Genomic DNA, 22,260 nt, shown 5'->3' with positions numbered 1-22,260 from the left:
CTTTTATCGGGTGTGCGGACAGGATGCACGCTCTTTGAATTTCACGATCACGGATCGATTGCACAAACAACGCTTTTGATCTTCGCGATCACGAACGATCGCAAACACTGACGAGGAGCCCGCGCATGCCCACGCGCGTCGACAACAAGCCCGGTACCACCAGGCCCAGCACCACCAAACGCATGTTCTGGATGATCGGCGGCGTCTTGCTGCTGATCGCCGTGATCGTCGGCATCAAGGTGCTGCTGGTCGTGCGCATGATCCACGGCATGCCCAAGCCGGCACCGTTCACGGTGAGCACCACCAGTGCCCGCGAACAGCCGTGGCAGCCTTCGCTGCGCGCGGTCGGCACGCTGCGCGCGGCGAATGGCGCGGACCTGGCGATGGACGCCGCCGGCCTGGTCACCGCGATCAACCTGAAATCCGGCCAGGACGTGAAGCAGGGCCAGCTGCTGCTGCAGTTGCGCGATGACGATGCGGTGGCCCAGTTGCAGCAACTCCAGGCGGCGGCGCAGCTGTCGCAACTGACCTTCGAGCGGGCGCGCAAGCAGCTCGCGGCGCAGGCGATCAGCCAGGCCGATTACGACGGCGCCGCCGCCGACCTCAAGGCGAAGAAGGCCGCCGTGGCACAGCAGCAGGTGGTGGTGTCGAAGAAGCAGCTGCGCGCGCCGTTCGCCGGCCGCGCCGGCATCATCACCATCAGCCCCGGCGACTATGTCAGTGCCGGTACCACGGTGGTGACGTTGCAGCAGCTGGATCCGCTGCTGGTCGATTTCTACGTGCCGCAAAGCGAACTCGGCCGGCTGCAAGCCGGCCAGTCGGTGAAGCTCGCCCTGGACGCCTACGCCGGGCGCCAGTTCGACGGCAAGCTCAGCGCGATCAGCCCCAAGGTCGACGCCGGCACCCGCAACGTGCAGGTGGAGGCGACCGTGCCGAACCGCGACAAGGCGCTGACCCCGGGCATGTTCGCCAAGCTCGAGGTCGACGTCGGCAGCCAGCAGCAACAGCTGACCCTGCCGCAGGCGGCGATCGTCTACAACCCTTACGGCGACACGGTGTACGTGGTGCAACCGTCCAAGGGCAAGGACGACCAGGGCCATGCGCAGCCGCCTACCGTGCAGCAGACCTTTGTCACGGTCGGTGAAACGCGGGGCGACCAGGTGGCGATCCTCAAGGGCATCGAGGCCGGCACCCAGGTGGTGACCAGCGGCCAGATCAAGCTGAAGAACGGTGCGCCGATCGCGATCGACAACAGCGTGCAGCCGGCCGACAGCGCGCACCCCACGCCGCAGGAACATTGAGAGCAAATGAAAAATTGCCCACCTACTGCGAACGTCGTCCGACGCCCGTGCCGGCGGCGCGCCGCGTGCAAATCCGAGTCACACGTTCACCAACTCGCCGTAGTGCCCACAACGCACCTTGCCACGAACGCCGGGCGACGCTCTCGCTACGGCGGTCAAAGTTTCACTTGCTCTGAGCGAACGTCATGAAGTTCACCGACCTGTTCATCAACAAGCCGGTGCTGGCGATCGTCGTCAGCCTGCTGATCCTGGTGCTCGGCCTGAAAGCCGTCACCAGCCTCACGGTGCGCCAGTACCCGAAGACCGAGAACGCCACCGTCACCGTCACCACCGCCTATTACGGCGCCGACGCGCAGACCATGGCCGGTTTCATCACGCAACCGCTGGAGCAGGCAATCTCGCAGGCGCAGGGCATCGATTACCTGTCTTCCAGCAGCGTCTCGGGCGTATCGACCATCACCGCGACGCTGCGCCTCAACTACGACGCGAACCGTGCGCTGACCGAGATCACCACCCAGGTGAATTCGGTGAAGAACCAGCTGCCGCCGCAGGCGCAGCAGCCGGTGCTGAACGTACAGACCGGCGAAACCATCGATGCGATGTACCTCGGCTTCTACAGCGACGTGCTGCCGACCAACAACATCACCGACTACCTGGCGCGGGTGGTCAAGCCCAAGCTCGATGCGATCGAGGGCGTGCAGACCGCCGAGCTGCTCGGCGCACGCAACTTCGCGCTGCGCGCCTGGCTGGACCCGGCGAAGATGGCCGCGCACGGCGTCACCGCCAGCGACGTGAACACGGCACTGGCGGCCAACAATTACCTGGCCGCGGTCGGTTCCAGCAAGGGCCAGGCGGTGACGGTGGACCTGACCACCGACAGCAGCCTGCACACGGTCGACGAGTTCAAGCAGTTGGCGGTCAAGCAGGCCAATGGCGCGATCGTGCGCCTGCAGGACGTGGCCAACGTCACGCTGGGCTCGGACAGCTACGACTTCAACGTGGCCTTCAGCGGCAAGCGTTCGGTGTTCATCGGCATCAAGGTGGCGCCGGATGCGAATGTGCTCGACGTGGCAAAACGCGTGCGCGATGCCTTCCCGGAGATCCAGCAGCAGTTGCCGAATGGCCTGACCGGCAAGATCGTCTACGACGGCACCGAGTTCGTGAACAGCTCGATCAGCGAAGTGGTCAAGACCCTGGTCGAGGCGCTGCTGATCGTCACCTTGGTGATCTTCCTGTTCCTGGGCACCCTGCGCGCGGTGATCATCCCGGTCCTCGCGATGCCGCTGGCGCTGATCGGCGCGTTTTTCGTGATGCTGGTGCTCGGCTACTCGATCAACCTGCTGACCCTGCTGGCGCTGGTGCTGGCGATCGGCCTGGTGGTGGACGACGCGATCATCGTGGTCGAGAACGTCGACCGCCACATGAAGGAGGAAGGCAAGACGCCGCTGCAGGCCGCGCTGATGGCCGCGCGCGAACTGGGCGGCCCGATCCTGGCGATGACCACGGTGCTGATCGCGGTGTACGTGCCGATCGGTTTCCAGAAGGGCCTGACCGGCGCGCTGTTCACCGAGTTCGCGTTCACCCTCGCCGGCGCGGTGACCGTGTCGGCGATCGTCGCGCTGACCTTGTCGCCGATGCTGGCCTCGCGGTTTTTCCGCAACGAGCAGGAGAGCGGGCGCTTCGTGCAGTTCATCGATCGCCAGTTCGATCGCGTGCACCACGGCTACCAGCGCGTGCTGCACAACGTGCTGTCGACCTGGGTGGTGGTGATCGTGATGGCCGGGCTGTTGCTGCTGGCCACGGTGGCGCTCGGGATCACCTCGAAGTCGGAACTGGCGCCGGAGGAGGACCAGGGCGTGGTGGTGGGCCAGATCGTCGGCGCGCCGAACGCCACCGCGCAGCAGATGAATGTGTATGCGACGCAGATGTTCGACCTGGCCCGGCAGTTGCCGGAGTACGAACAGATGTTCCAGCTCACCGGCGTGCCCACGGTCAACCAGGGCATCGGTGGCGTGCTGTTCAAGCCGTGGGGCCAGCGCAGCCACAACGCGCACGAGCTGCAGCAGGAGTTGCAGCAGAAATGGAACGGCATCGCCGGCGCCAGGGTGGCGGCGTTCCAGTTCCCGCCGCTGCCCGGCGCGCAGGGCCTGCCGATCCAGGTGGTGATCACCACCACCGAGCCGTTCGCGAACCTCAACGAAGTCGCCACGCAGGTGCTGCAGAAGGCGCAGGCCAGCGGCAAGTTCTACTTCATCGACTCCGATCTCAAGGTCGACAAACCGCAGGCCACGGTGAACCTGGATCGCGACATGATCACCAGCCTCGGGCTGACCCAGCAGGACGTGGGCGCCGCGCTGGGCTCGGCGCTGGGCGGCGGCTACGTCAATTACTTCTCGATCTCCGGCCGCTCGTACCGGGTGATTCCGCAGGTGCTGCAGGTGGACCGGCTCAACCCCGACCAGGTGCTGGACTACTACCTGCGCGTACCCGACGGCTCGGTGATCCAGGCCTCCACCGTGGCGAAGATCACCCACCAGGTGGTGCCGCAGTCGCTGAACCGCTTCCAGCAGCTGAACTCGGCGACGATCTCCGGCGTGTCCGGCATGTCGCAGGGCGATGCACTGGCCTATCTGCGCGACCTGGTGCATCAGGTCGCGCCGAGCGGCTACAACGTGGACTACTCCGGCCAGTCGCGCCAGTTCGTGAAGGAATCCGGCGGCTTCGGCACCACCCTGCTGTTCGCGGTGATCATCGTGTTCCTGGCGCTGGCGGCGCAGTTCAACAGCCTGCGCGACCCGATCGTGATCCTGGTCTCGGTGCCGCTGGCATTGTTCGGCGCGCTGATCTTCGTCAACCTGTTCACCAGCCTCAACATCTATACCGAGGTGGGCCTGGTCACCCTGATGGGCCTGATCAGCAAGCACGGCATCCTGATTGTCGAGTTCGCCAACCACTCGCAGATGCAGGGCATGACCAAGCGCGAGGCGATCGAACACGCCGCGGCGGTGCGCCTGCGCCCGATCCTGATGACGACGTCGGCGATGGTGCTCGGCGTGATGCCGCTGGTGATCGCGGCCGGCGCCGGTGCCGCAGGCCGCTTCAACATGGGCCTGGTGATCTCCACCGGCCTGGCCATCGGCACCGTGTTCACCCTGTTCGTGGTGCCGGCGTTCTACATGCTGCTGGCCGCCGACCACCATGGTGGCCGGCCGGGCGAGGAGGCCTCCCTGACGGTGGCGTGACCGGACACCGTCCTGATGTTTCTGCAGGGCCAAGTGCGATTCCTGCCTTCGCAGGAATGACGGCTCCTCTTCTCGTCATTCCTGCGAAGGCAGGAATCGCACTTCGCTCTTCTCCACCCTTCCACCAAAGAAAAAGGCGCGGTCACCCGCGCCTTTTTGCTGCCTGTCGGCCTGCCTCAGTTGCGCGATTGCAGCTTCGACAGCAGGCGCAGCAGTTCCAGGTACAGCCAGACCAGGGTGACCACCAGCGCGAAGGCGCCGTACCATTCCATGTACTTCGGTGCGCGCGCGTTGACGCCCTGCTCGATCATGTCGAAGTCGAGGATCAGGTTGAGCGCGGCGATCACCACTACCACCGCGCTGAAGGCGATGCCGATGCCGCTGGCGCCGTTGATGAAGCCCATCGAATGGCCGAAGAAGCCCATCACGAAATTGGCCAGGTACAGCAGCATCACGCCGCCGGTGGCGGCGACCACGCCGAGCTTGAATTTCTCGGTGGCGCGGATCAGCCCGCTGCGATAGGCCAGCAGCAGGGCCGCCATCACACCGAAGGTGAGGCCCACCCCCTGCATCACGATACCCGGGTAGCGCATCTCGAAGATCGCCGACAGCGCGCCGATGAAGACACCCTCGACCAGCGCATACAACGGCGCGGTGACCGGTGCCCAGGTCTTCTTGAAGATCGTGACCATCGCCAGCACCAGGCCACCGATGGCGCCGCCGATCATCAACGGGCCCATCGCGGGGAGGCTGGCCGGACCGTGGAACTGGCCCCAGCTGAATGCCGCGCCGACCACCACCAGCAGCAGCAGCAGGCCGGTCTTGTTGACCGTGCCGTTGAGCGTCATCACCTGGTCGCCATGCGACACCACCGCACCGCTGGCGGCGTCGAGGAACGTGTTCTTGTTGAGAGCCGGGTTGCCGCTTTGCATGATGAACTCCGTGAGGTTTGCCGACACATCGTAGCCTGAGCGCGCCAGTGGCGACAGCCACCGTGTCCATACGCCACGCTGCACCGGCACGGTCAACTACGCGACAATACGACCTTGCCGAATGCCGCGGAGTTCCGATGAGCCCTTCCATCCTGCGTATCGCCACCCGCAAGAGCGCGCTTGCGCTGTGGCAGGCCGAGCACGTCGCCGCGCTGTTGCGCGCCGCACACCCCGGGTTGAACGTGGCCCTGGTGCCGTTGAGCACCCGTGGCGACGAGATCCTCGACCAGCCGCTGGCCACGATCGGCGGCAAGGGGCTGTTCCTGAAGGAATTGGAAGTGGCGATGCTGGAGGGCCGCGCGGAACTGGCGGTGCATTCGCTGAAGGACGTGCCCGCCGAGCTGGAACCCGGCTTCACGCTGCCGGCGATCCTGCCGCGTGCCGATGCCGCCGACGCCTTCGTCAGCAACCACCACGCGAACCTCGCCGCGCTGCCGCAGGGCGCGCGGGTGGGTACATCATCGTTGCGCCGTCAGGCGCAGCTGCGCGCGCTGCGGCCGGATCTACAGTTGCGCGACCTGCGCGGCAACGTCGGTACCCGGCTGGGCAAGCTCGACGCCGGCGATTACGACGCCATCGTGCTGGCCTGCGCCGGTCTGGAACGGCTGGGACTGGCCGGGCGCATCGCGTCGCGGCTGGCCGCGCCGGACTGGCTGCCGGCACCCGGACAGGCGGCGATCGTGATCGAGGCACGCGACAGCCAGCCCACGACACTGGCCCTGCTCGCCGCCCTGGACGACACCGATACCCGGCTCGCGGTAAGCGCCGAGCGCGCGATGAACCGGGCCCTGGGCGGCAGCTGCACGGTGCCGGTCGGCGCCTGGTGCGTGCTGGGTGAACACGGCCTGCACCTGCGCGGCCTGGTCGGCGACGCCGCCAGCGGCCGTCTGCTGCGCGCCGAAGCCAGCGCCCCCGCCGACCAGGCGATCGCACTGGGCCAGCAGGTCGCCAAGGCGTTGCTGGATCAGGGCGCGGCGCAGTGGTTGCAGTAGGTTGGCGACGCAACACCTGACGGACAGTGCTGCGACCGGTGAGGTACTAACGCGAACTTCGCGGCAAGCGCGCTGCTCCGCGCTCCGCCCGAACCCTCACCCCAACCCCTCTCCCAAAGGGAGAGGGGCCAGGAGCGTGGCGCTTCGACGCCAATCCCGAATCCCGAATCCCGAATCCCGACCTTAGAAGCTGTAAACCAGATTCGTCGTCGTCAGCGTGTCCGTCTTCTTGATGCCCGGCTGCACGCTGCTGTTGTGGCGCACCTGGAAGCCGACCTTCAATGCCAGCTTCCTGGTCATGCTGACGGCCAGGCCTGCGTCGTTCTGCATGTAGGTGTTCTTCGAGCCCGCTTCCGTCAGGAAGGTGTCCTCGAACGAGGTGTTGTCGGTGATCTTGAACTTGTAGTTGATCAGGCCGCGGGCCACCACTTCGCCCTGGGTCGGCTGCTGCTGCGGTACCAGCACGCCGTTCACCAGCAGCTGGGCGTCGGCCGGACGGTAGCGCTTGTAGCCGGGACCGATTTCGAACGACAGCTCGTTGCGCTCATCCTTCAAGGCGATATAGCCGTAGCCCAGCGACACCGTGCCCTGCCACAGGTTGGCGCCGAACTGGTCGTGCTCATAGCGGGCCGCGCCGACGATATAGCTGCGCGTGTCCAGCTTCAGGCCGACCGAGGCACCGCCGTCGTAGCGGTTGGCCGTGGTGTTGAACTGCTCGATCGTGTTGCCATTGGTATCGACCAGCTTCTGTTCGGCCTTGGTGCGCAGCACGTCGAGGAAGAACGCGTTCTTCCACTGGTCGTTTTCCTGCTTCAGGCCGAGCTTGGCGTCGATATTCTGCGAACGGGTGTTGCCGGTGGCCGAAGCGAAGCCGAATTCGCCCGAGCCGCTCCAGCCGCCACTGTTGCCGGTGGTCGCCGAAGCGTCGGTCGAAGCATCCTGGGCATGAGCGGCGAAACTGGCGAGGCCGGCCAGCAGCAGGCCGGCAATCAGGGTCTTGTTCATTTCGGGTTGTCCAGTTGTTAAAGATTGGTGAGCGGCTACCTTAGCGACATCGCTTGAACTTGCAATGAATGGCCCCGGTTGCAGGCGGGTGTCGCCTTGCGGCCACCACGGCCCGCCGCCATGCTAGTCGGCGACCTCCCGCCACCGCCCGAGACGCCTGATGGATCGCTACGAACGGATACTGAGCCTGCATCGCCTGCTGAAGTCGGCGCACTATCCGGTGCCGCTGTCGCGCCTGCTGGGCGAACTGGAATGCTCGCGCGCCACGCTTTATCGCGACGTGGCCTTCCTGCGCGACGCGTTGGGCGCGCCGATCGAGAGCGCCGGCATCGACCAGGCAGCGTTCCGCTATGAACTGGGTGAAGGCGAGAAGTTCGAGCTGCCCGGCCTGTGGCTGACCTCGGACGAGCTGGCCTCGCTGCTGGCCCTCAACGAACTGATCAGCCGCTCCGGCCCGGGCGTGCTGGCCGGTGCCCTGGCGCCGTTCAAGGCGCGCATCGAAGGCCTGCTGTCGCATCACGACAGCGGCAAGGCGCTGCCGCTGGAGCGGATCCGGGTGATCCCGTGGGGCGAGCGCAAGCTCGACCAGCAGGTGTTCCGCATCGTCGCCGGTGCGGTGCTGGAGCGCCGCCAGCTGCGCTTTCGCTACCGCGCGCGCACCACCAACGCCGACAGCCGGCGCACCGTCTCGCCGCAGCGGCTGACCCACTATCGCGACAACTGGTATCTCGACGTGTGGGATCACGACCGCGAGGCCCTGCGCAGTTTCGCGGTCGACCGCATCGCCGAGGCGCAGTCGCTGGATGCCGTCGCGCGGGATGTCGCCGACGCCGATCTCAACGAGCTGCTCGCCTCCAGCTACGGCATCTTCGCGGGCAAGCCCAAGGCCTGGGCCACGATCCGTTTTTCCGCCCACGCCGCGCGCTGGGTCTCCGACGAACACTGGCATTCGCAGCAGAAGGGCGAGTGGCTGAGCGATGGGCGCTACGAGTTGAAAGTGCCGTATTCCAATTCGAAAGAGTTGCTGATGGACGTGCTCAAGTACGGCCCCGACGCCGAGGTGATCGCGCCGCTGCCGTTGCGCGAGGAGATGAAGATTTTGCTGCAGCTGGCGCTGTCTGGCTATGCCTGACAGCAGAAGATGGATCTCCATCGGCTCCGCAGTGTTTCCTACGCCCTGGAGCACGAAGCAACGACTCCCGCACGGCACGTTCGCATCCTCTCCCCCAGGGGAGAGGATTGTGACCGAAGGAAATCCCCTTGCGGAAAGGTGAGGGGGCGGGTGCTCGCCATGAAGGTGATCGAAGCCGCGCTTTGACCTCGCCCCTGAGTTTGGTATCCCGTAACCGCGGTCGGACTCTGGCTGTCCGGGGCGACTCGCGGGGAGGTTTATCTGGGCTTGGTTCTCAGGGTAAGCAGCGTTGGATCCGTGAACCCTCTCCCCAACCCTCTCCCGCAGGGAGAGGGAGCAAACGCGAGGAGCGCGTTGCCTTATTGGTGCGGAACCCTCTCCCCAACCCTCTCCCGCAGGGAGAGGGAGCAAACGCGAAGAGCGCGTTGCCTTATTGGGGCGGGTGAAACGGCCAGAACAGGGGGATCAGCCACATCGACAAGCCGCAGAACATCAGGATCAACGGAATGCCGACCTTCATGAAGTCGGTGAAGCGGTAGCCGCCGGCGTAATAGACCATGGTGTTGGTGGGGTAACCGACCGGGGTGGCGAACGAGGTCGCCGCGGCAAACGCCACCGCGATCACGAACGGACGTGGATCGGCATGCACCGCATGCGCCACCGACACCGCGATGCCGACCATCAGCACCACCGACGGGTTGTGTCCCATCAGCTCGGTGAGCAGGGCGGTCAGCAGGTAGATCATCAGCAGCGCCGCCAGCGGGCCATGGTCGCCGACCAGGCCCATGCCGAGCTGCACCACCTCGTTCGACAGGCCGGTTTTCTCGATCGCGATGCCCAGCGGCAGGATCGCACCGAGCAGGATGATGATCTTCCAGTCGATGCCTTCGTAGACATCCTTGCGGCCGAAGCATCCGGTCAGCGCCATCGCAGTGGCACCGCAGATCGCCGCGATCGGGATCGGTAACCAGTGCAGGCCGGAAAGCAGCACCACCGCGGCCATGATCGCCACCGCGACGAAGGCCTTGCGCGGCATGCGCCGCGCATCCTGGCGCTCGGACAGCACGATGAAGGATTCCTCGGCGCGCAGCTGCTGCATGCGGTCTTCGTCGACCAGCATCATCAGCACGTCGCCGACCGCCAGGCTGACGTCGCTGAGCTTGTCGCGCAGCACCACGCCGCGACGATGGATCGCCAGCAAGGTGGCGTTGTAGCGCCATCCGATGCCCGATTCGGTGAAGCGCCGCCCCTCGATCGGGCTGGCCGGCGCCACGATCAGTTCGGCCAGCACGCGCGGCTTCCCGTCACCCTGCACATAGTGCCGTTCCGGCGCGCTGCGCAGCCTGGTGTCGCGGCGAAACTCCTCGATCTTGTCCCAGTCGCCACGCACCAGCAGCACGTCGCCGACGGCAAGCTGCTGCGAGCGCGGCGACCACATGCGCCGTTCGCCGCGCAGCAGTTCCAGCGGGTACACGCCGAATTTCTCGCCCAGTTTCGCGTCGGCGATCATCTTGCCGATCAGCGGCGACTCCGCGGTGAGCTCCAGCTCGGTCACGTATTTGCCGATGTCGAGTTCTTCCGGCTGCTGCGCATCGATATGTTTCGGCAGCAGCCAGCGCCCCACCAGCATCAGGTAGACGATGCCGGCCACGCCGAGCAGCGCGCCCAGCTTTGTCATCTCGAACACGCCGATCGGCAGCAGCCCCTGCTTCTGCGCCAGACTGTCGGCGAGCAGGTTGGAGGAGGTGCCGATCAGGGTGCACACGCCGCCCATCTGCGCGGCGTAGGCCATCGGCATCAGCACTCGTGCCGGCGAGGTATGACTGCGCTGGCACACACGCAGCGCCAGCGGCAGGAAGGTCGCCACCAGCGCAATGTTCTTGATGAAGGCACCCAGCGGCGCGATCACCAGCATCACCGCCAGGGTCAGCAGCCACGGCTGGCGGATCTTCATAAGCAGCCGGCTCAGCGGCTCCAGCACACCGGAGCGCTCGATGCCCAGGCTCAACGCGAACATCGCCGCCACCGTGACGGTGGCCTCGTTGCTGAATCCGGACAGGGCTTCGACCGGGCTGACGATGCCCAGGATCACCAGCACCGCCAGCGTGATCAGCGCGACCAGGTCGATCCGCACCTTTTCGCTGGCAAACAGCGCCATTGCGGTGGCGATCACCGCCACGGTGGCCCAGGCCTGCCAGGTCATGCGCGCGCCATCCGTGCGGCCGCATGGCCGTGCGAAATCATCGGGTCATCGTGATGGCGCATGCATGCTCCGGGCTTGCCGTGGCTCGTGTCGAGGCCCATCCTAACCGGCGGCGCGCGAGCTGTATTGATCGGTGTCTGTCCGGGTCGCATTTCCCCGGTTTCCAAGGGCCCGCCGGCCCGTTGCACGCGCCGGTGAGCGGAGTCATTGCATGACACAGGAAGAAAACCCCGGCGCAGGAACTTCGCCTGCATCGGACGATGCCGACAAACCCACGGTGGCGCTGGCGCTGGGCGCCGGCGGGGCCAAGGGTCTGGCGCATATCGGCGTGATCGAGGAGATCGAGGCCCAGGGCTTCCGCATCGTGGCAATCGCCGGCAGTTCGATGGGCGCGCTGATCGGCGGCATCCATGCGATGGGCAAGCTCGATGTCTATCGCGACTGGGTCTGCGCACTGGCACGCCTGGACGTGTTGCGGATGGTCGACTGGACCTTTTCCGGCGGCGGGCTGATCAAGGGCGAACGCATCATCGGCACCCTGCGTGGCCTGATCGGCGACACCCTGATCGAGGAACTGCCAATGGCCTTCACTGCCGTGGCCACCGACCTCGACCGCGAGCGCGAGGTCTGGCTCAGGCGCGGCAGCCTGTTCGACGCCATCCGCGCCTCGATCGCGGTGCCCACCGTGTTCCGGCCGCATCACATCAAGGGGCATCGGATGGTCGACGGCGCCCTGCTCAACCCGGTGCCGGTCACGCCGCTGATCGGCGTCGAGGCCGATTACCTGCTGGCCATCAGCGTGGACGGTCCGGCCGAGACCATCGCCGCGCCGGCGACGATCGAACGTGAGCCGGTGGACGAAACCAGCTATAGGCACCGGATCGGCGAATTCATCGGCCGGCTGATTCCGCATGGCGAGGATCAGCCGCGCGAACCGGGCACGCTGGATACGCTCAACCAGGCGATGGACCTGATGCAGGCAAACCTGGCGCGGCTGCGCCTGGCCGCCTACGAGCCGGATCTGCTGATCGAGTTGCCGCGCAACATCGCCACGGTCTACGAGTTCTATCGCGCCCGCGAATTGATCGAACGCGGACGCGTGCAGGCGCGCAAGGCGCTGGCCGCATGGCCACGCTCGGGTGCGCCGCTGCGCTCCTGAGTGCGTTCACCGCGGGCCGTGCGTGCGCAGCCAGTTCTGCAGGTAGTCGCGCAACACGAGGGCGCTGTTGTGTTCCTCGTCGCGGGCGCTGTAGATCAAGGTGACTTTGTGCCGCGCCGAGCGCTCGGCCAGTGGCTGCCAGTGCTCGACCAGACCGTCCAGCTCGCCGGCGTAGCGGTGGCGGAAACCATCCCAGCGCGCCGGATCATGGCCGAACCACTTGCGCAATGCGGTGGACGGCGCCAGCTCCTTCGCCCACTGGTCCAGCGGCACGGCTTCCTTCTTCATGCCGCGCGGCCACAGCCGTTCCACCAGGACGCGATAGCCGTCGTCCTTCGCCGGCTCGTCGTAGGCGCGTTTGACCGCGATGCTCATGGCGTTCTCCTGCAGGAAACCTTTCCAGCATACGACCACCGGATCGGTGCGGCGTGACGCAGGATCAAAGCTCCTCGACCCGGGTCACCTTGCCGCGGCGCATCAGCCAGGCCACGCCGCGCAGGTCGGCCAGCCCCACCCACAGCCGATCCAGCATGCCGTATTTGGAAACCCCGGCGGTGCGCGGACGATGGCCCACCGGCACGCTGGTGCTCTGGAAGCCCGCGCGCTTGACCAGCGCCGGCAGGTAGCGGTGCATGTGATCGAAATAGGGCAGGCGCAGGAATACCTCACGCTCGAACAGCTTCAGGCCGCAGCCGGTATCGGGCGTGGCGTCCCTGAGCATGCGCGAGCGCACGGCATTGGCGATCTTCGAGGAGATCCGCTTGTTGAAGCTGTCGCGGCGGGTGGTGCGCCAGCCGGCGAACAGGCGGACCTCGGCCGCCGCCGCATCGCGCGCGGCGAGCAGTTTCGGGATGTCGGCCGGATCGTTCTGGCCGTCGCCATCGAGGGTGGCGATCCACGGCGAACCCGCTGCGCGCACGCCATTCCACACCGCCGTGCTCTGCCCGCTGCGGGTCAGGTGGTGCAGCACGCGCAATTCCGGATGGCTCGGCTTCTCGGCGGCGAGCACGGCACGGCTGTCGTCGCTGGAATCGTCGTCGACGTAGATCACCTCATAGTCGACCCGGCCGCGCAGCGCGGCGGCGATCTCGGCGAGCAGGGGCGGAATATTGTCGCGCTCGTTGAACACGGGAACGACGACGGCAAGCTGGGGCATGGATCCATTCCCGGAACGGTCAGGGCGGGATTATCGCCCATGCGCCGCCCGCGCGCGAAATGGCGTGGGGCCTGTAATGAAATTCGCGGCGGGCGGGTCTCCTTGTGCAGCCGGAATCGTCCGGCATCCACGGGAGAGACCCATGCAAGCCAAGACCATCATCAGCTCCACCCTGCTCAGCCTGCTTGCCGCCGGCGCGATCGGCGCCGCCAGCAACGCCCATGCCGCCGACAAGATGGCCGCCAGCAGCACGCAGAAATGCTATGGCGTCAACGCCGCGCACAAGAACGACTGCAAGGCCGGCTCGCATTCCTGCGCCGGGCAGTCGTCCAAGGCGCGCGATCCGGCCTCGTTCGTCGAGGTGCCGACCGGACTTTGCGAGAAACTGGCCGGGGGCTCGCTCACCGCCGGCGCGATGATGCATCACGATGCGATGGACAAGAGCTGATTCGATGCCGTCGACACGCCTTCGGCGTGCGCAGCCGATCCCGACCGGCGTCGGGATCGGGTTGCGGCCAGCGCATATCGAGCGGGTGCTGGAGCAGCGCCCGGCCGTGCCGTTCTTCGAACTGCACAGCGAAAACCTGTTCTGCGCCGGCGGCCCGATGTGGGATGTGTTCGAACAGGTGCGCCGCGACTATCCGGTCAGTCTGCACGGCGTGGGGCTGTCACTGGGCAGTGCCGACGCGCTCGATCCGGCGCATCTGCGGCGACTGCGCGAAGTGATCGCACGGGCGGCACCGGCGCTGGTATCCGAGCACGTGTGCTGGGGCGCCATCGGCGGGCGCCATTTCAACGACCTGTTGCCGCTGCCGTATACCGAGGAGGCGCTGGCGCTGATGGTCGAGCACATCGACGAGCTGCAGCACACCTTGCAGCGGCAGGTGCTGCTGGAAAATGTCTCCAGTTACATCCATTACATCCATTCGACGATGCCCGAGTGGGAGTTCCTCGGTGAACTGGCCCGGCGCAGCGGCTGCGGCCTGCTGCTCGACGTCAACAACGTCTATGTCAACAGCATCAACCACGGCATCGACGCCGTGCGTTACCTCGACAGCATCGACCCCGCCGCGGTCGGCGAGATCCACCTGGCCGGCTTCAGCCGCCAGGAAGGCCTGGGCGGACCGCTGCTGATCGACAGCCACGACCATCGCGTCGATCCCGCGGTGTGGCGCCTGTATGCACACGCGATCGAACGGGTGGGCGCGAAGCCGACCCTGATCGAATGGGATCAGCAACTGCCTGCCTTCGAGATCCTCGAAGACGAGGCACGCATCGCCACGGAGCATCTGCATGCCTGCGCCGCCGAGCCTGTCTGAGCTGCAGGCGGGCTTCGCCCGCGCCATGATCGACGGCGCCGCGCCCGCGCTGCTGCCGTGGATCGGCATGCGCGGGATCGAACCGGCCGCGCGATTGCAGATCTACCGCAACGCGATCCTGGCCACCCAGGTGGCTTCGCTGGTCACCAGCTTTCCCGCGGTCGAACGCATGCTCGGCGTCGACTGCTTCGACGGCTGGGCCACCCGCTACGCCGCCTGGCATGGCAGCCGCAGCGGCAACCTGCAGAACCTTGGTGACGACTTCGCCGACTATCTCGAGACGCAAGCGGAACTCTCCGGCATGCGTTGGCTCGGCGAGCTGGCGCGACTTGACTGGCTGCGCCAATGCACGATTCTCGCCGCCGACGCCCGCGCGTTGGATGCGGTTGCGCTGCAAGCCGCCCTGCTCGCGGCCGGCGACGATCCGTTGCTGCATCTGCTGCCTTGTGTGCGCGCGATCGCTGCCCCCTTCCCACTGCTCGACCTGTGGCGTCACTGCGAATCACCGCAGACGCTGGCCGTGGATCTCGACGGCGGCGCGCAGGGCGTGTTGTTGTGGCGCGAGGATGGCCAGGTGGCGATGCAGGCGTGCATTCCGGCCATCGTCGCCCTGGTCACTGCGTTGAAACAGGGCAAGCGCGTATCCGCTGCCGTGGAAGCGGCCCACACGCTCGACCCCGACGCACCGCTCGACGCACTGCTCGGTCCGCTGTTGACGCGGGCGCTGATCCACCACGTTTCCGACCACTGACTGCAGGGCAAGACACATGAATACTTCCGTCTCGACGACGCCGGGTTACTGGCAGGATCTGACCGCCGCATTGCGCCACCTGCAACCGCTGGTGCTGCTGCTGTTTCGCCTGCTGGTGGCGGTGGCGTTCTGGCGTGCCGGCGTGGTCAAGCTGGCCGATCCCTCCGGCACGCTGGCGCTGTTCACCAGCGAATACCACGTTCCGCTGCTGGCACCGCAGCTGGCGGCGACGCTCGGCACCTGGGTCGAACTGATCACGCCGTGGTTCCTGATCTTCGGCCTGGGCACGCGCGTCGTCGCGGCGATGCTGTTCGTCTACAACATCATCGCCGTGGTGTCGTATCCGGATCTGTGGCCGAACGGTTTCTGGACCGGCCTGATCGGCAGCGACTTCGACGATCACAAAGCCTGGGGACTGATGTTCCTGGCCCTGGTGGCGTTCGGACCCGGCCCGCTCTCGCTGGATGGCGTGGTTGGGTGGTGGCTGCGCCGTCGCGGCCAGGCCGCCTGATACCCATTTGCGTTCAATAAGTCGAGATGTTTCGAGCGAGCAGCCAAGCGACCCCCCCGTCATTCCCGCGAACGCGCACAGCCGTCCTGAATAAATCTCCAGCGTGTTTCAATCCGCACCGCTCACGAGCAACCCACCCGTAAGAGCCCGCTCGCGGGCGATGCTTTTGCTCTTGCAATTCCCGCAATTCCCGATTCCCGATTCCCGTGAGAAGAGCATCGCCTGCAAGCAGGCTCCTACGAAGAGCGGGCGGGGATGACGGCTCGATGATCCTCGATGCTTGATCGCCATTCCCTCTGGTTGAAGCGCGTCGGCCCGCCTACAACTGGCCGACGCGGGCTTCGCCGAGGCCATCGATGGCCACCTGCCAGTCCTGCGCCACGGTGTCCGCGACACGGTCGAACGAGCGCTGGCCGACGTGGTCGGTCAGCATCACCAGGGTGCCGGACTGCAGCGGCACGACCCGTCCGTGCCAGTCGCCCCGATGGAAATCCTGCATGGCAGCCGCGCGCTTGCCGGGCACGTACAGCACTGCCACCGAGGTGCCGTCGACACGACTGACCAGGTGCACCGTGCGGTACGGTCCGACCGAACAATCGTGCACATAGGTGACATTGTCCGGCAACGGACCACGCAGATGCAGTCCACGCACTGCGAAGCCGGCGGCGATGGCTTGTGCGTCGATCGGCCGGGTCAGCTCAAGGCTGTGGATCTCGTCGGGCATGTGCGCCACTGCCAGCGCCGGCAACGTATGAGCATCGTGCTGGCGCCAGAGCAACTCGCCACCAGCGACGGCGACCAGCAACGAGGCGGCCAGCGCCAGCGCGAAGCGGCGCCGGCTCATGTGCTGCCGACGTTCGCCGGTGGCCTGGGCCAGCAGGATGCGCTCGGTCAGCCCGGCCGGCACCGGTACCGCCAGCGCGTCAAGCAACTCGTGCTCGGCCTGTTGCGCGCGCTCCCATGCCGCCGCGCAGGCAGCGCATTCGCCGCGATGGGCGTGCAACGCGGGATCGTGCGACAGCGGTTCGGCGGCGAGCCGGCGACGGAACTCAAGACAGTCCATGCTGCACCTCCGGGCGTCCGCCCTGCAGGATGGATTTCAATTGCTGGCGTGCCCGGAACAGCTGGGTCATCACCGCGCCGGGTTGTTGGCCGAGTTCATCGGCGATCTCGTCGCAGCTCATCCCGGCCAGCACCTGCAGCAGCAGCGGCTCGCGATATTTGTGTGGCAGTTTCGACATGGCTTCCCGCAGTTCGGCAGCATCACCGTGTCGCTCGGGGCTGGCCCAGGCGGCATCGTCGGTGATGCCCTCGTTCAATTCGACCGTGTCCAGCTGCTTGCGCTCGTGATGACGCGCATGCTCGCGCCGCAGGATGGTCAGCAGCCACGGCTTGGCGGCCTCGGCTTCGCGCAATGCATCGAGGCTTTTCCAGGCGCGCAGCATGGTCTCCTGCACCAGATCCTGTGCCAGCGCCTCGTGCCCGCACAGCCAGTAGGCGAAGCGATACAGGTCGCCGGCATGGGCGCGCGTCAACGCCTCGAATTGTCGTTGTCGGGGATTCACCACCAAGGAGACCGGGCCGAAGCCTTTCATCTTTCATCCCCCGGGGCATCAGCGCATCTTTTGCAGGATACCGTCGAGTTCGTCGTGGCTGTGGTAGTGGATCACCAGCCTGCCGCGACCGCCCTTGCCCGGTGCCAGCTCGACCCGGGTGGCGAAGCGTTCGGCCAGTTCGCGTTCCAGGTCGGTGATGTTCGGATCGCGCGGCGGCGCATGCTTCGCCTTGCCCTTCGGCGCGGTTTGCGCGCGGCGCGCGGCTTGCTCCAGTTCGCGCACCGACCAGCCCAGGGTGACGGCCTGGCGCGCCAGCGGCACGGCGATTGCCTCCTCCAGGGTCAGCAGGCAACGCGCATGGCCCATCTCCAGCTTGCCCTCGTCGAGCAACTTCTTGATCGAGTCCGGCAGTTCGGTGAGCCGCAGCATGTTCGACACGGAGGCACGCGAGCGGCCGACCGCGTCGGCGGCCTGCTGGTGGGTGAGCTCGAAGTCGTCGATCAGCCGCTTCAGCGCATCGGCTTCCTCCAGCGGGGTGAGGTCCTGGCGCTGGATGTTCTCGATCAGCGCCATCGCCGGCACGGCTTCTTCGGACACCTGCTTGATCAGCGCCGGAATCTCGGCCAGCTGCGCGCGCTGCGCCGCGCGCCAGCGGCGTTCGCCGGCGATCAGCTCGTAGCGGTGCTTGCCGATCTCGCGCACCACCACCGGCTGGATCAGGCCCTGCGCCCTGATCGAGGCGGCCAGCTCGTCCAGCGCCTCGTCGTTCCAGTGCCGCCGCGGCTGGTACTTGCCGGGCTGGATCTGCTGGATCGGCAGGCTGCGCAGCTCGCCGTCCCGGGTCAGTGCTGACGGTGCGGCGTCGCCGTCGCCGCCGAGCAGGGCATCCAGCCCGCGTCCCAATCCACGTTTCTTCGCAGCTGCCATGTCTAGAGCCTGTTCATGGTTTCCAAGCACCCTGCGCCGGAAGCTGTTTGCGCGCGGGCCAAGGAAGAGTGAGGGGGTGGACGTCCGTCCACGACCGAATGATGACGCCGGCATGTGGGCAAACAGACCCGGCCCGACGGGTTGCCATCAAGTGACCGCCATGCTGCATGGCAGCCACTTGATGGCAACGCGGAGTGTTTGGAGACCATGAACAGGCTCTCAATCCTGATGATGGGCGGCAGGCGCCTTGAGCAGCGCGACGGCTTCGCCATGCGCCGATGGTTCGATGTCGTGATCCGGCTCCGCCGCGGCGGGCAACCCGCGTTCGCGCCGGATGATCTCGCCGGCCAGGCCGATGTAGGCGATCGCGCCGCGCGAGCTGCGGTCGTACAGATGGATCGGCTGGCCGTGGCTCGGCGCCTCGGCCAGGCGTACGTTGCGCGGGATGATCGAGCGCAGCACCTTGTCGCCGAAATGCTGGGTGAGCTGGGCCGAGACTTCGTTGCCGAGGTTGTTGCGCACGTCGTACATGGTGCGCAGCAGGCCCTCGATCTCCAGTTTCGGGTTGAGCCGGTGGCGCACCGCCTTGACCGTATCGAGCAGGCTGGACAGCCCTTCCAGCGCGAAATATTCGCACTGCACCGGAATCAGCACGCCATCAGCGGCGGTCAGCGCATTGAGGGTGAGCAGGTTCAGCGACGGCGGGCAGTCGATCAGGATCGTGTGGTAGTTCGCGGCGACCTTGGCCAGCACGTCCTTCAGCCGGTGTTCGCGCGCCAGCGCGTCCATCAGCTTCAGCTCGGCGGCGGTGAGGTCGCCGTTGCCCGGTAGCACGTCGTAATGCGCGTCGGTCGGCACGATCGCCGTGGCGATCTCCACTTCTTCCAGCAACACTTCGCAGCCGCTGGCCTTGATCGCGCGCTTGTCGATGCCCGAGGCCATGGTGGCATTGCCCTGCGGATCCAGGTCGACCAGCAATACCTTGCGCTTCGCCGCGGCCAGCGCCGCAGCGAGATTGACTGCCGTGGTGGTCTTGCCGACGCCGCCTTTCTGGTTGGCGACAGCGATGATGCGGGCCATGGATGGAGGGCTTTCCGTTCGCGAAGAACGGCTAGATTAGCATTGCCGCCCGGCCTTGCCTGCCCTGGCCCGGCCCGCTTGTCCGCCGGTTGCGGCGGGGGTGCGATTCCTGCCTGCGCAGGAATGACAAACTGCAAAGGGGCGGCAAACCGCTCATCCGCCACCCTGTCATTCCTGCGCAGGCAGGAATCGCTCTTCAGCCAGAACGTCAGCCGCCCACTCCAGTCGAGCTGCGCGAAGCCCGCCTCAAGTGCCGATCCGGGCGCCGCTGGCGCCGTCGAACAGGTGCAGTCGCCCGCTGACCAGGCCCAGCGGCACGCTGCTGCCGGGTTCGGGCAGGGTGCGCGGGGCGACCCGCGAGACCAGCGCCAGCTCGCCGTAGCGCAGGTTGAGGAAGATCTCGTTGCCCACCGGCTCGATCACCTCCAGTTGCGCGATGAGCGCGGCGGCGCCGGTTTCCGCGGGCTGCAGGTGTTCCGGACGGATGCCCAGCACCACCTCGCGATCGCACCAGGCCGGCCAGGCCGGATCGGGCAGCGCTTCACCCAGGGGCAGTTCGCCGTGCGCGGTGCCCAGCCACCAGCCATCGCGTCGGCGCAGGGTACCGCGCAGCAGGTTCATCGCAGGGCTGCCGACGAAACCGGCCACGAACAGATTGGCGGGCTTCGCGTACAGATTCATCGGCGTGTCGATTTGCTGGATCGCCCCGCCGTCGAGCACCACGATGCGCTGGCCCAGGGTCATCGCCTCGATCTGATCGTGGGTCACGTAGATCATGGTGGCCTTGAGCTGGCGATGCAGCCGCGCGATCTCCACCCGCATCGACAGGCGCAGCTTGGCGTCGAGGTTGGACAACGGCTCGTCCAGCAGGAACACCTGCGGGTCGCGCACCAGCGCCCGGCCCAGCGCCACGCGCTGGCGCTGCCCGCCAGACAGCGCGGCCGGCCTGGCGTTCAGCCGCGTCTCCAGTTCGAGCGACTTCGCCGCCGCCATGACGCGCGCGTCGATATCCGCCTGCCGGTACCCGCGCAACTTCAGGCCGAAACCGAGGTTTTCGGCCACTGTCATGTGCGGATACAGCGCGTAGTTCTGGAACACCATCGCGATATCGCGATCCTTCGGCGCCACGTCGTTGACCACGCGCCCGCCGATGCTCAGCGTGCCGCCGCTGATCGGCTCCAGCCCGGCGATCATGCGCAACAGGGTGCTCTTGCCGCAGCCCGATGGCCCGACCAGCACCAGCAATTCGCCATCGGCGGCCTCGAAACTGGCGCCCTCCACGGCGACATGGCCATCCGGATAGACCTTGCGCAATTGATCCAGGCGTATCTTGGCCATCGGCATCTCCACTGCGGGTGGCCTTGCAACCAGGTGGGCTCTGGCTGCTCGCGGCCCTTCCGCCGAAGCATGCACTGGTCTGCACACATCGGTGGGTCGTTGGGCTATTCTGCCCATGTAATCGTTTACATCAAACATCGGGTCGCAGGGAGCCCCATGACCGCACGCAGTTTCCGCTTTCCGGACGGTTTCCATTGGGGCGCCGCCACTTCGGCCTATCAGATCGAAGGCTCGCCGCTGGCGGACGGCGCCGGCGCCAGCATATGGCAGCGCTTCGCGCATACCCCGGGGATGATGGTCAACGGCGACACCGGCGATGTCGCCTGCGACCACTACCGGCGCTACAAGGACGACGTGCAGCTGATGAAGTCGCTCGGCCTGCACGGCTACCGCTTCAGCATCAACTGGGCGCGCGTGCTGCCCGAGGGCACCGGCCGGATCAATCGCAAGGGGCTGGATTTCTATTCGCGGCTGGTCGACGAGCTGCTGGAAAACGGCATCGTGCCGAATGCCACGCTGTTCCACTGGGACCTGCCGGCCGCGCTGGACGATCGCGGCGGCTGGCTCAACCGCGACAGCGCAGACTGGTTCGCCGAGTACGCCGCCGTGATGTTCAAGGCGCTGGATGACCGCGTGCCGCGCTGGGCCACGCTGAACGAACCCTGGGTGGTCACCGACGGCGGCTACCTGCATGGCGCGCTGGCCCCCGGGCACCGCAACAAGTTCGAGGCGCCGATCGCCGCGCACAACCTGATGCGCGCCAGCGGCGCCGGCATCCAGGCCTACCGCGCACATGGCCGGCACGAGATCGGTGTGGTGTTCAACTTCGAGCCGAAGTATCCGTACTCGGACCGCGCCGAGGACGCGGCCGCCACCCGTCGCGCGCATGCCTACATGAACCAGCAATTCGCCGACCCGGCCCTGCTCGGCAGCTACCCGCCCGAGTTGAAGGAGATCTTCGGCGAGGCATGGCCGGAGTTTCCGGCGGACGACTTCGCGCTGACCAAACAGGCGGTCGATTTCGTCGGCATCAACTACTACACCCGCTCGGTGGTGCGGCACGACCCGGACGCGTATCCGCTGAAGGCCGTGCCCGTACGCCAGGCCGGCAGGACCCACACCGAAACCGGCTGGGAAGTGTTCGAGCAGGGCTTGACCGACACGCTGACCTGGTTCAGGCAACGCTACGGGGACATCCCGCTGTACATCACCGAGAATGGTTCTGCGTTCTACGACCCGCCGGTGGCCGAAGATGATGCGATCGATGATCCGCTGCGCTGCAGCTACCTGCGCAAGCACCTGCGCGCGCTGCACCGGGCGATCGAGGCCGGCGTGAACGTCAAGGGGTACTACGCCTGGTCGCTGCTCGACAATCTGGAGTGGTCGCTGGGTTTCTCCAAGCGCTTCGGGCTGTGCCATGTCGACTTCGCCACCCAGCAGCGCACGCCCAAGGCCAGCGCGAAGTTCTACACCCAGGTGATCGAGAGCAACGGCGCCGTGCTGGACGATTGAACGAGCCGTGAGGATTTCGCAGCGGCAGGAGCCCGCTCGCGGGCGATGCTCTTCCTCCGATCCTCGGCAGATCCAATCAAAGGC

General features: G+C 66.5%; 20 protein-coding genes. 10 read left to right on the top strand and 10 right to left on the bottom strand.

Annotated elements, in window-relative coordinates; all coding sequences use genetic code 11:
• Positions 1-125 precede the first annotated feature (125 nt).
• Together B0E47_RS02785 and B0E47_RS02780 are read left to right on the top strand one after the other, a co-directional pair.
• Complete coding sequence (locus B0E47_RS02785) at positions 126-1,301, top strand: efflux RND transporter periplasmic adaptor subunit (RefSeq protein WP_077512296.1); 1,176 nt, start codon at positions 126-128, stop codon at positions 1,299-1,301.
• A gap of 185 nt (positions 1,302-1,486) precedes the next feature.
• Positions 1,487-4,543 carry an efflux RND transporter permease subunit gene (locus tag B0E47_RS02780; protein ID WP_077512294.1) on the top strand — a complete coding sequence of 1,019 codons (3,057 nt, stop codon included), beginning with the start codon at positions 1,487-1,489 and terminating at the stop codon, positions 4,541-4,543.
• Positions 4,544-4,719: 176 nt separating this feature from the next.
• Here B0E47_RS02780 and B0E47_RS02775 read toward each other — a convergent pair whose 3' ends face one another.
• Positions 4,720-5,475: a Bax inhibitor-1/YccA family protein gene (locus B0E47_RS02775; protein ID WP_077512425.1), complete on the bottom strand. Its 756-nt coding sequence runs from the start codon at positions 5,473-5,475 to the stop codon at positions 4,720-4,722.
• A gap of 137 nt (positions 5,476-5,612) precedes the next feature.
• Between B0E47_RS02775 and hemC the strand changes: the two genes are divergently transcribed.
• On the top strand, positions 5,613-6,527 hold the full coding sequence (gene hemC, locus B0E47_RS02770) for a hydroxymethylbilane synthase (RefSeq protein WP_077512292.1): 915 nt from the start codon (positions 5,613-5,615) through the stop codon (positions 6,525-6,527).
• A 183-nt stretch (positions 6,528-6,710) separates the two neighbouring features.
• Here hemC and B0E47_RS02765 read toward each other — a convergent pair whose 3' ends face one another.
• The gene (locus tag B0E47_RS02765; protein WP_077512290.1) at positions 6,711-7,532 is read right to left on the bottom strand and encodes a DUF481 domain-containing protein; all 822 of its coding nucleotides are present in this window, start codon (positions 7,530-7,532) and stop codon (positions 6,711-6,713) included.
• Positions 7,533-7,692: 160 nt separating this feature from the next.
• Between B0E47_RS02765 and B0E47_RS02760 the strand changes: the two genes are divergently transcribed.
• Positions 7,693-8,664 carry a YafY family protein gene (locus B0E47_RS02760; RefSeq protein ID WP_077512288.1) on the top strand — a complete coding sequence of 324 codons (972 nt, stop codon included), beginning with the start codon at positions 7,693-7,695 and terminating at the stop codon, positions 8,662-8,664.
• A gap of 430 nt (positions 8,665-9,094) precedes the next feature.
• Here B0E47_RS02760 and B0E47_RS02755 read toward each other — a convergent pair whose 3' ends face one another.
• Complete coding sequence (locus tag B0E47_RS02755; RefSeq protein WP_077512286.1) at positions 9,095-10,867, bottom strand: SLC13 family permease; 1,773 nt, start codon at positions 10,865-10,867, stop codon at positions 9,095-9,097.
• Between the two features lie 211 nt (positions 10,868-11,078).
• On the opposite strand from B0E47_RS02755, the gene B0E47_RS02750 reads away from it, so the two are divergent.
• Entirely contained in the window at positions 11,079-12,026 is a 948-nt protein-coding gene (locus B0E47_RS02750; protein ID WP_077512284.1) for a patatin-like phospholipase family protein, read from the top strand.
• 6 nt (positions 12,027-12,032) lie between these two features.
• Here B0E47_RS02750 and B0E47_RS02745 read toward each other — a convergent pair whose 3' ends face one another.
• Both B0E47_RS02745 and B0E47_RS02740 read right to left on the bottom strand, forming a co-directional pair.
• Positions 12,033-12,401: a DUF488 family protein gene (locus B0E47_RS02745; RefSeq protein WP_077512423.1), complete on the bottom strand. Its 369-nt coding sequence runs from the start codon at positions 12,399-12,401 to the stop codon at positions 12,033-12,035.
• Between the two features lie 64 nt (positions 12,402-12,465).
• A complete protein-coding gene (locus tag B0E47_RS02740) occupies positions 12,466-13,182 on the bottom strand; it encodes a glycosyltransferase (RefSeq protein ID WP_077512282.1) in 717 nt (238 codons plus the stop codon).
• Between the two features lie 142 nt (positions 13,183-13,324).
• Between B0E47_RS02740 and B0E47_RS02735 the strand changes: the two genes are divergently transcribed.
• The 4 genes from B0E47_RS02735 to B0E47_RS02720 are packed head-to-tail and all read left to right on the top strand — an operon-like array spanning position 13,325 to position 15,763.
• Positions 13,325-13,630: a DUF2282 domain-containing protein gene (locus tag B0E47_RS02735; RefSeq protein ID WP_077512280.1), complete on the top strand. Its 306-nt coding sequence runs from the start codon at positions 13,325-13,327 to the stop codon at positions 13,628-13,630.
• Positions 13,631-13,634: 4 nt separating this feature from the next.
• Positions 13,635-14,501, top strand: a complete 867-nt coding sequence (locus tag B0E47_RS02730) for a DUF692 domain-containing protein (RefSeq protein ID WP_077512278.1) — start codon at positions 13,635-13,637, stop codon at positions 14,499-14,501.
• Positions 14,476-15,252, top strand: a complete 777-nt coding sequence (locus tag B0E47_RS02725; RefSeq protein WP_077512276.1) for a DNA-binding domain-containing protein — start codon at positions 14,476-14,478, stop codon at positions 15,250-15,252. Before B0E47_RS02730 ends, B0E47_RS02725 begins: the two co-directional genes overlap by 26 nt.
• 16 nt (positions 15,253-15,268) lie before the next feature.
• Positions 15,269-15,763, top strand: a complete 495-nt coding sequence (locus B0E47_RS02720; RefSeq protein ID WP_077512274.1) for a DoxX family protein — start codon at positions 15,269-15,271, stop codon at positions 15,761-15,763.
• A 319-nt stretch (positions 15,764-16,082) separates the two neighbouring features.
• Here B0E47_RS02720 and B0E47_RS02715 read toward each other — a convergent pair whose 3' ends face one another.
• The 5 genes from B0E47_RS02715 to ugpC all read right to left on the bottom strand — a co-directional run bounded on the left by B0E47_RS02715 (position 16,083) and on the right by ugpC (position 20,664).
• Positions 16,083-16,826 (bottom strand): DUF3379 family protein, encoded by a 744-nt coding sequence (locus tag B0E47_RS02715; RefSeq protein ID WP_077512272.1) that lies wholly within the window; start codon positions 16,824-16,826, stop codon positions 16,083-16,085.
• Positions 16,813-17,358: a sigma-70 family RNA polymerase sigma factor gene (locus tag B0E47_RS02710; RefSeq protein ID WP_077512270.1), complete on the bottom strand. Its 546-nt coding sequence runs from the start codon at positions 17,356-17,358 to the stop codon at positions 16,813-16,815. Before B0E47_RS02710 ends, B0E47_RS02715 begins: the two co-directional genes overlap by 14 nt.
• An 18-nt stretch (positions 17,359-17,376) precedes the next feature.
• Positions 17,377-18,246, bottom strand: coding sequence for a ParB/RepB/Spo0J family partition protein (locus B0E47_RS02705; protein WP_174566942.1), 870 nt, complete (start codon positions 18,244-18,246; stop codon positions 17,377-17,379).
• 219 nt (positions 18,247-18,465) lie between these two features.
• Positions 18,466-19,326, bottom strand: a complete 861-nt coding sequence (locus tag B0E47_RS02700) for a ParA family protein (RefSeq protein WP_077512267.1) — start codon at positions 19,324-19,326, stop codon at positions 18,466-18,468.
• Between the two features lie 246 nt (positions 19,327-19,572).
• The gene (gene ugpC / locus B0E47_RS02695; RefSeq protein ID WP_077512421.1) at positions 19,573-20,664 is read right to left on the bottom strand and encodes a sn-glycerol-3-phosphate ABC transporter ATP-binding protein UgpC; all 1,092 of its coding nucleotides are present in this window, start codon (positions 20,662-20,664) and stop codon (positions 19,573-19,575) included.
• Between the two features lie 156 nt (positions 20,665-20,820).
• Here ugpC and B0E47_RS02690 point away from each other — a divergent pair, with 156 nt between their 5' ends.
• The gene (locus B0E47_RS02690; RefSeq protein ID WP_077512264.1) at positions 20,821-22,176 is read left to right on the top strand and encodes a GH1 family beta-glucosidase; all 1,356 of its coding nucleotides are present in this window, start codon (positions 20,821-20,823) and stop codon (positions 22,174-22,176) included.
• Positions 22,177-22,260: the final 84 nt, after the last annotated feature.

The sequence above is a fragment of the Rhodanobacter sp. B05 genome, from assembly GCF_002001085.1.
Taxonomy (GTDB): domain Bacteria; phylum Pseudomonadota; class Gammaproteobacteria; order Xanthomonadales; family Rhodanobacteraceae; genus Rhodanobacter.
This window is presented reverse-complemented; position numbering and strand designations above follow the sequence as displayed.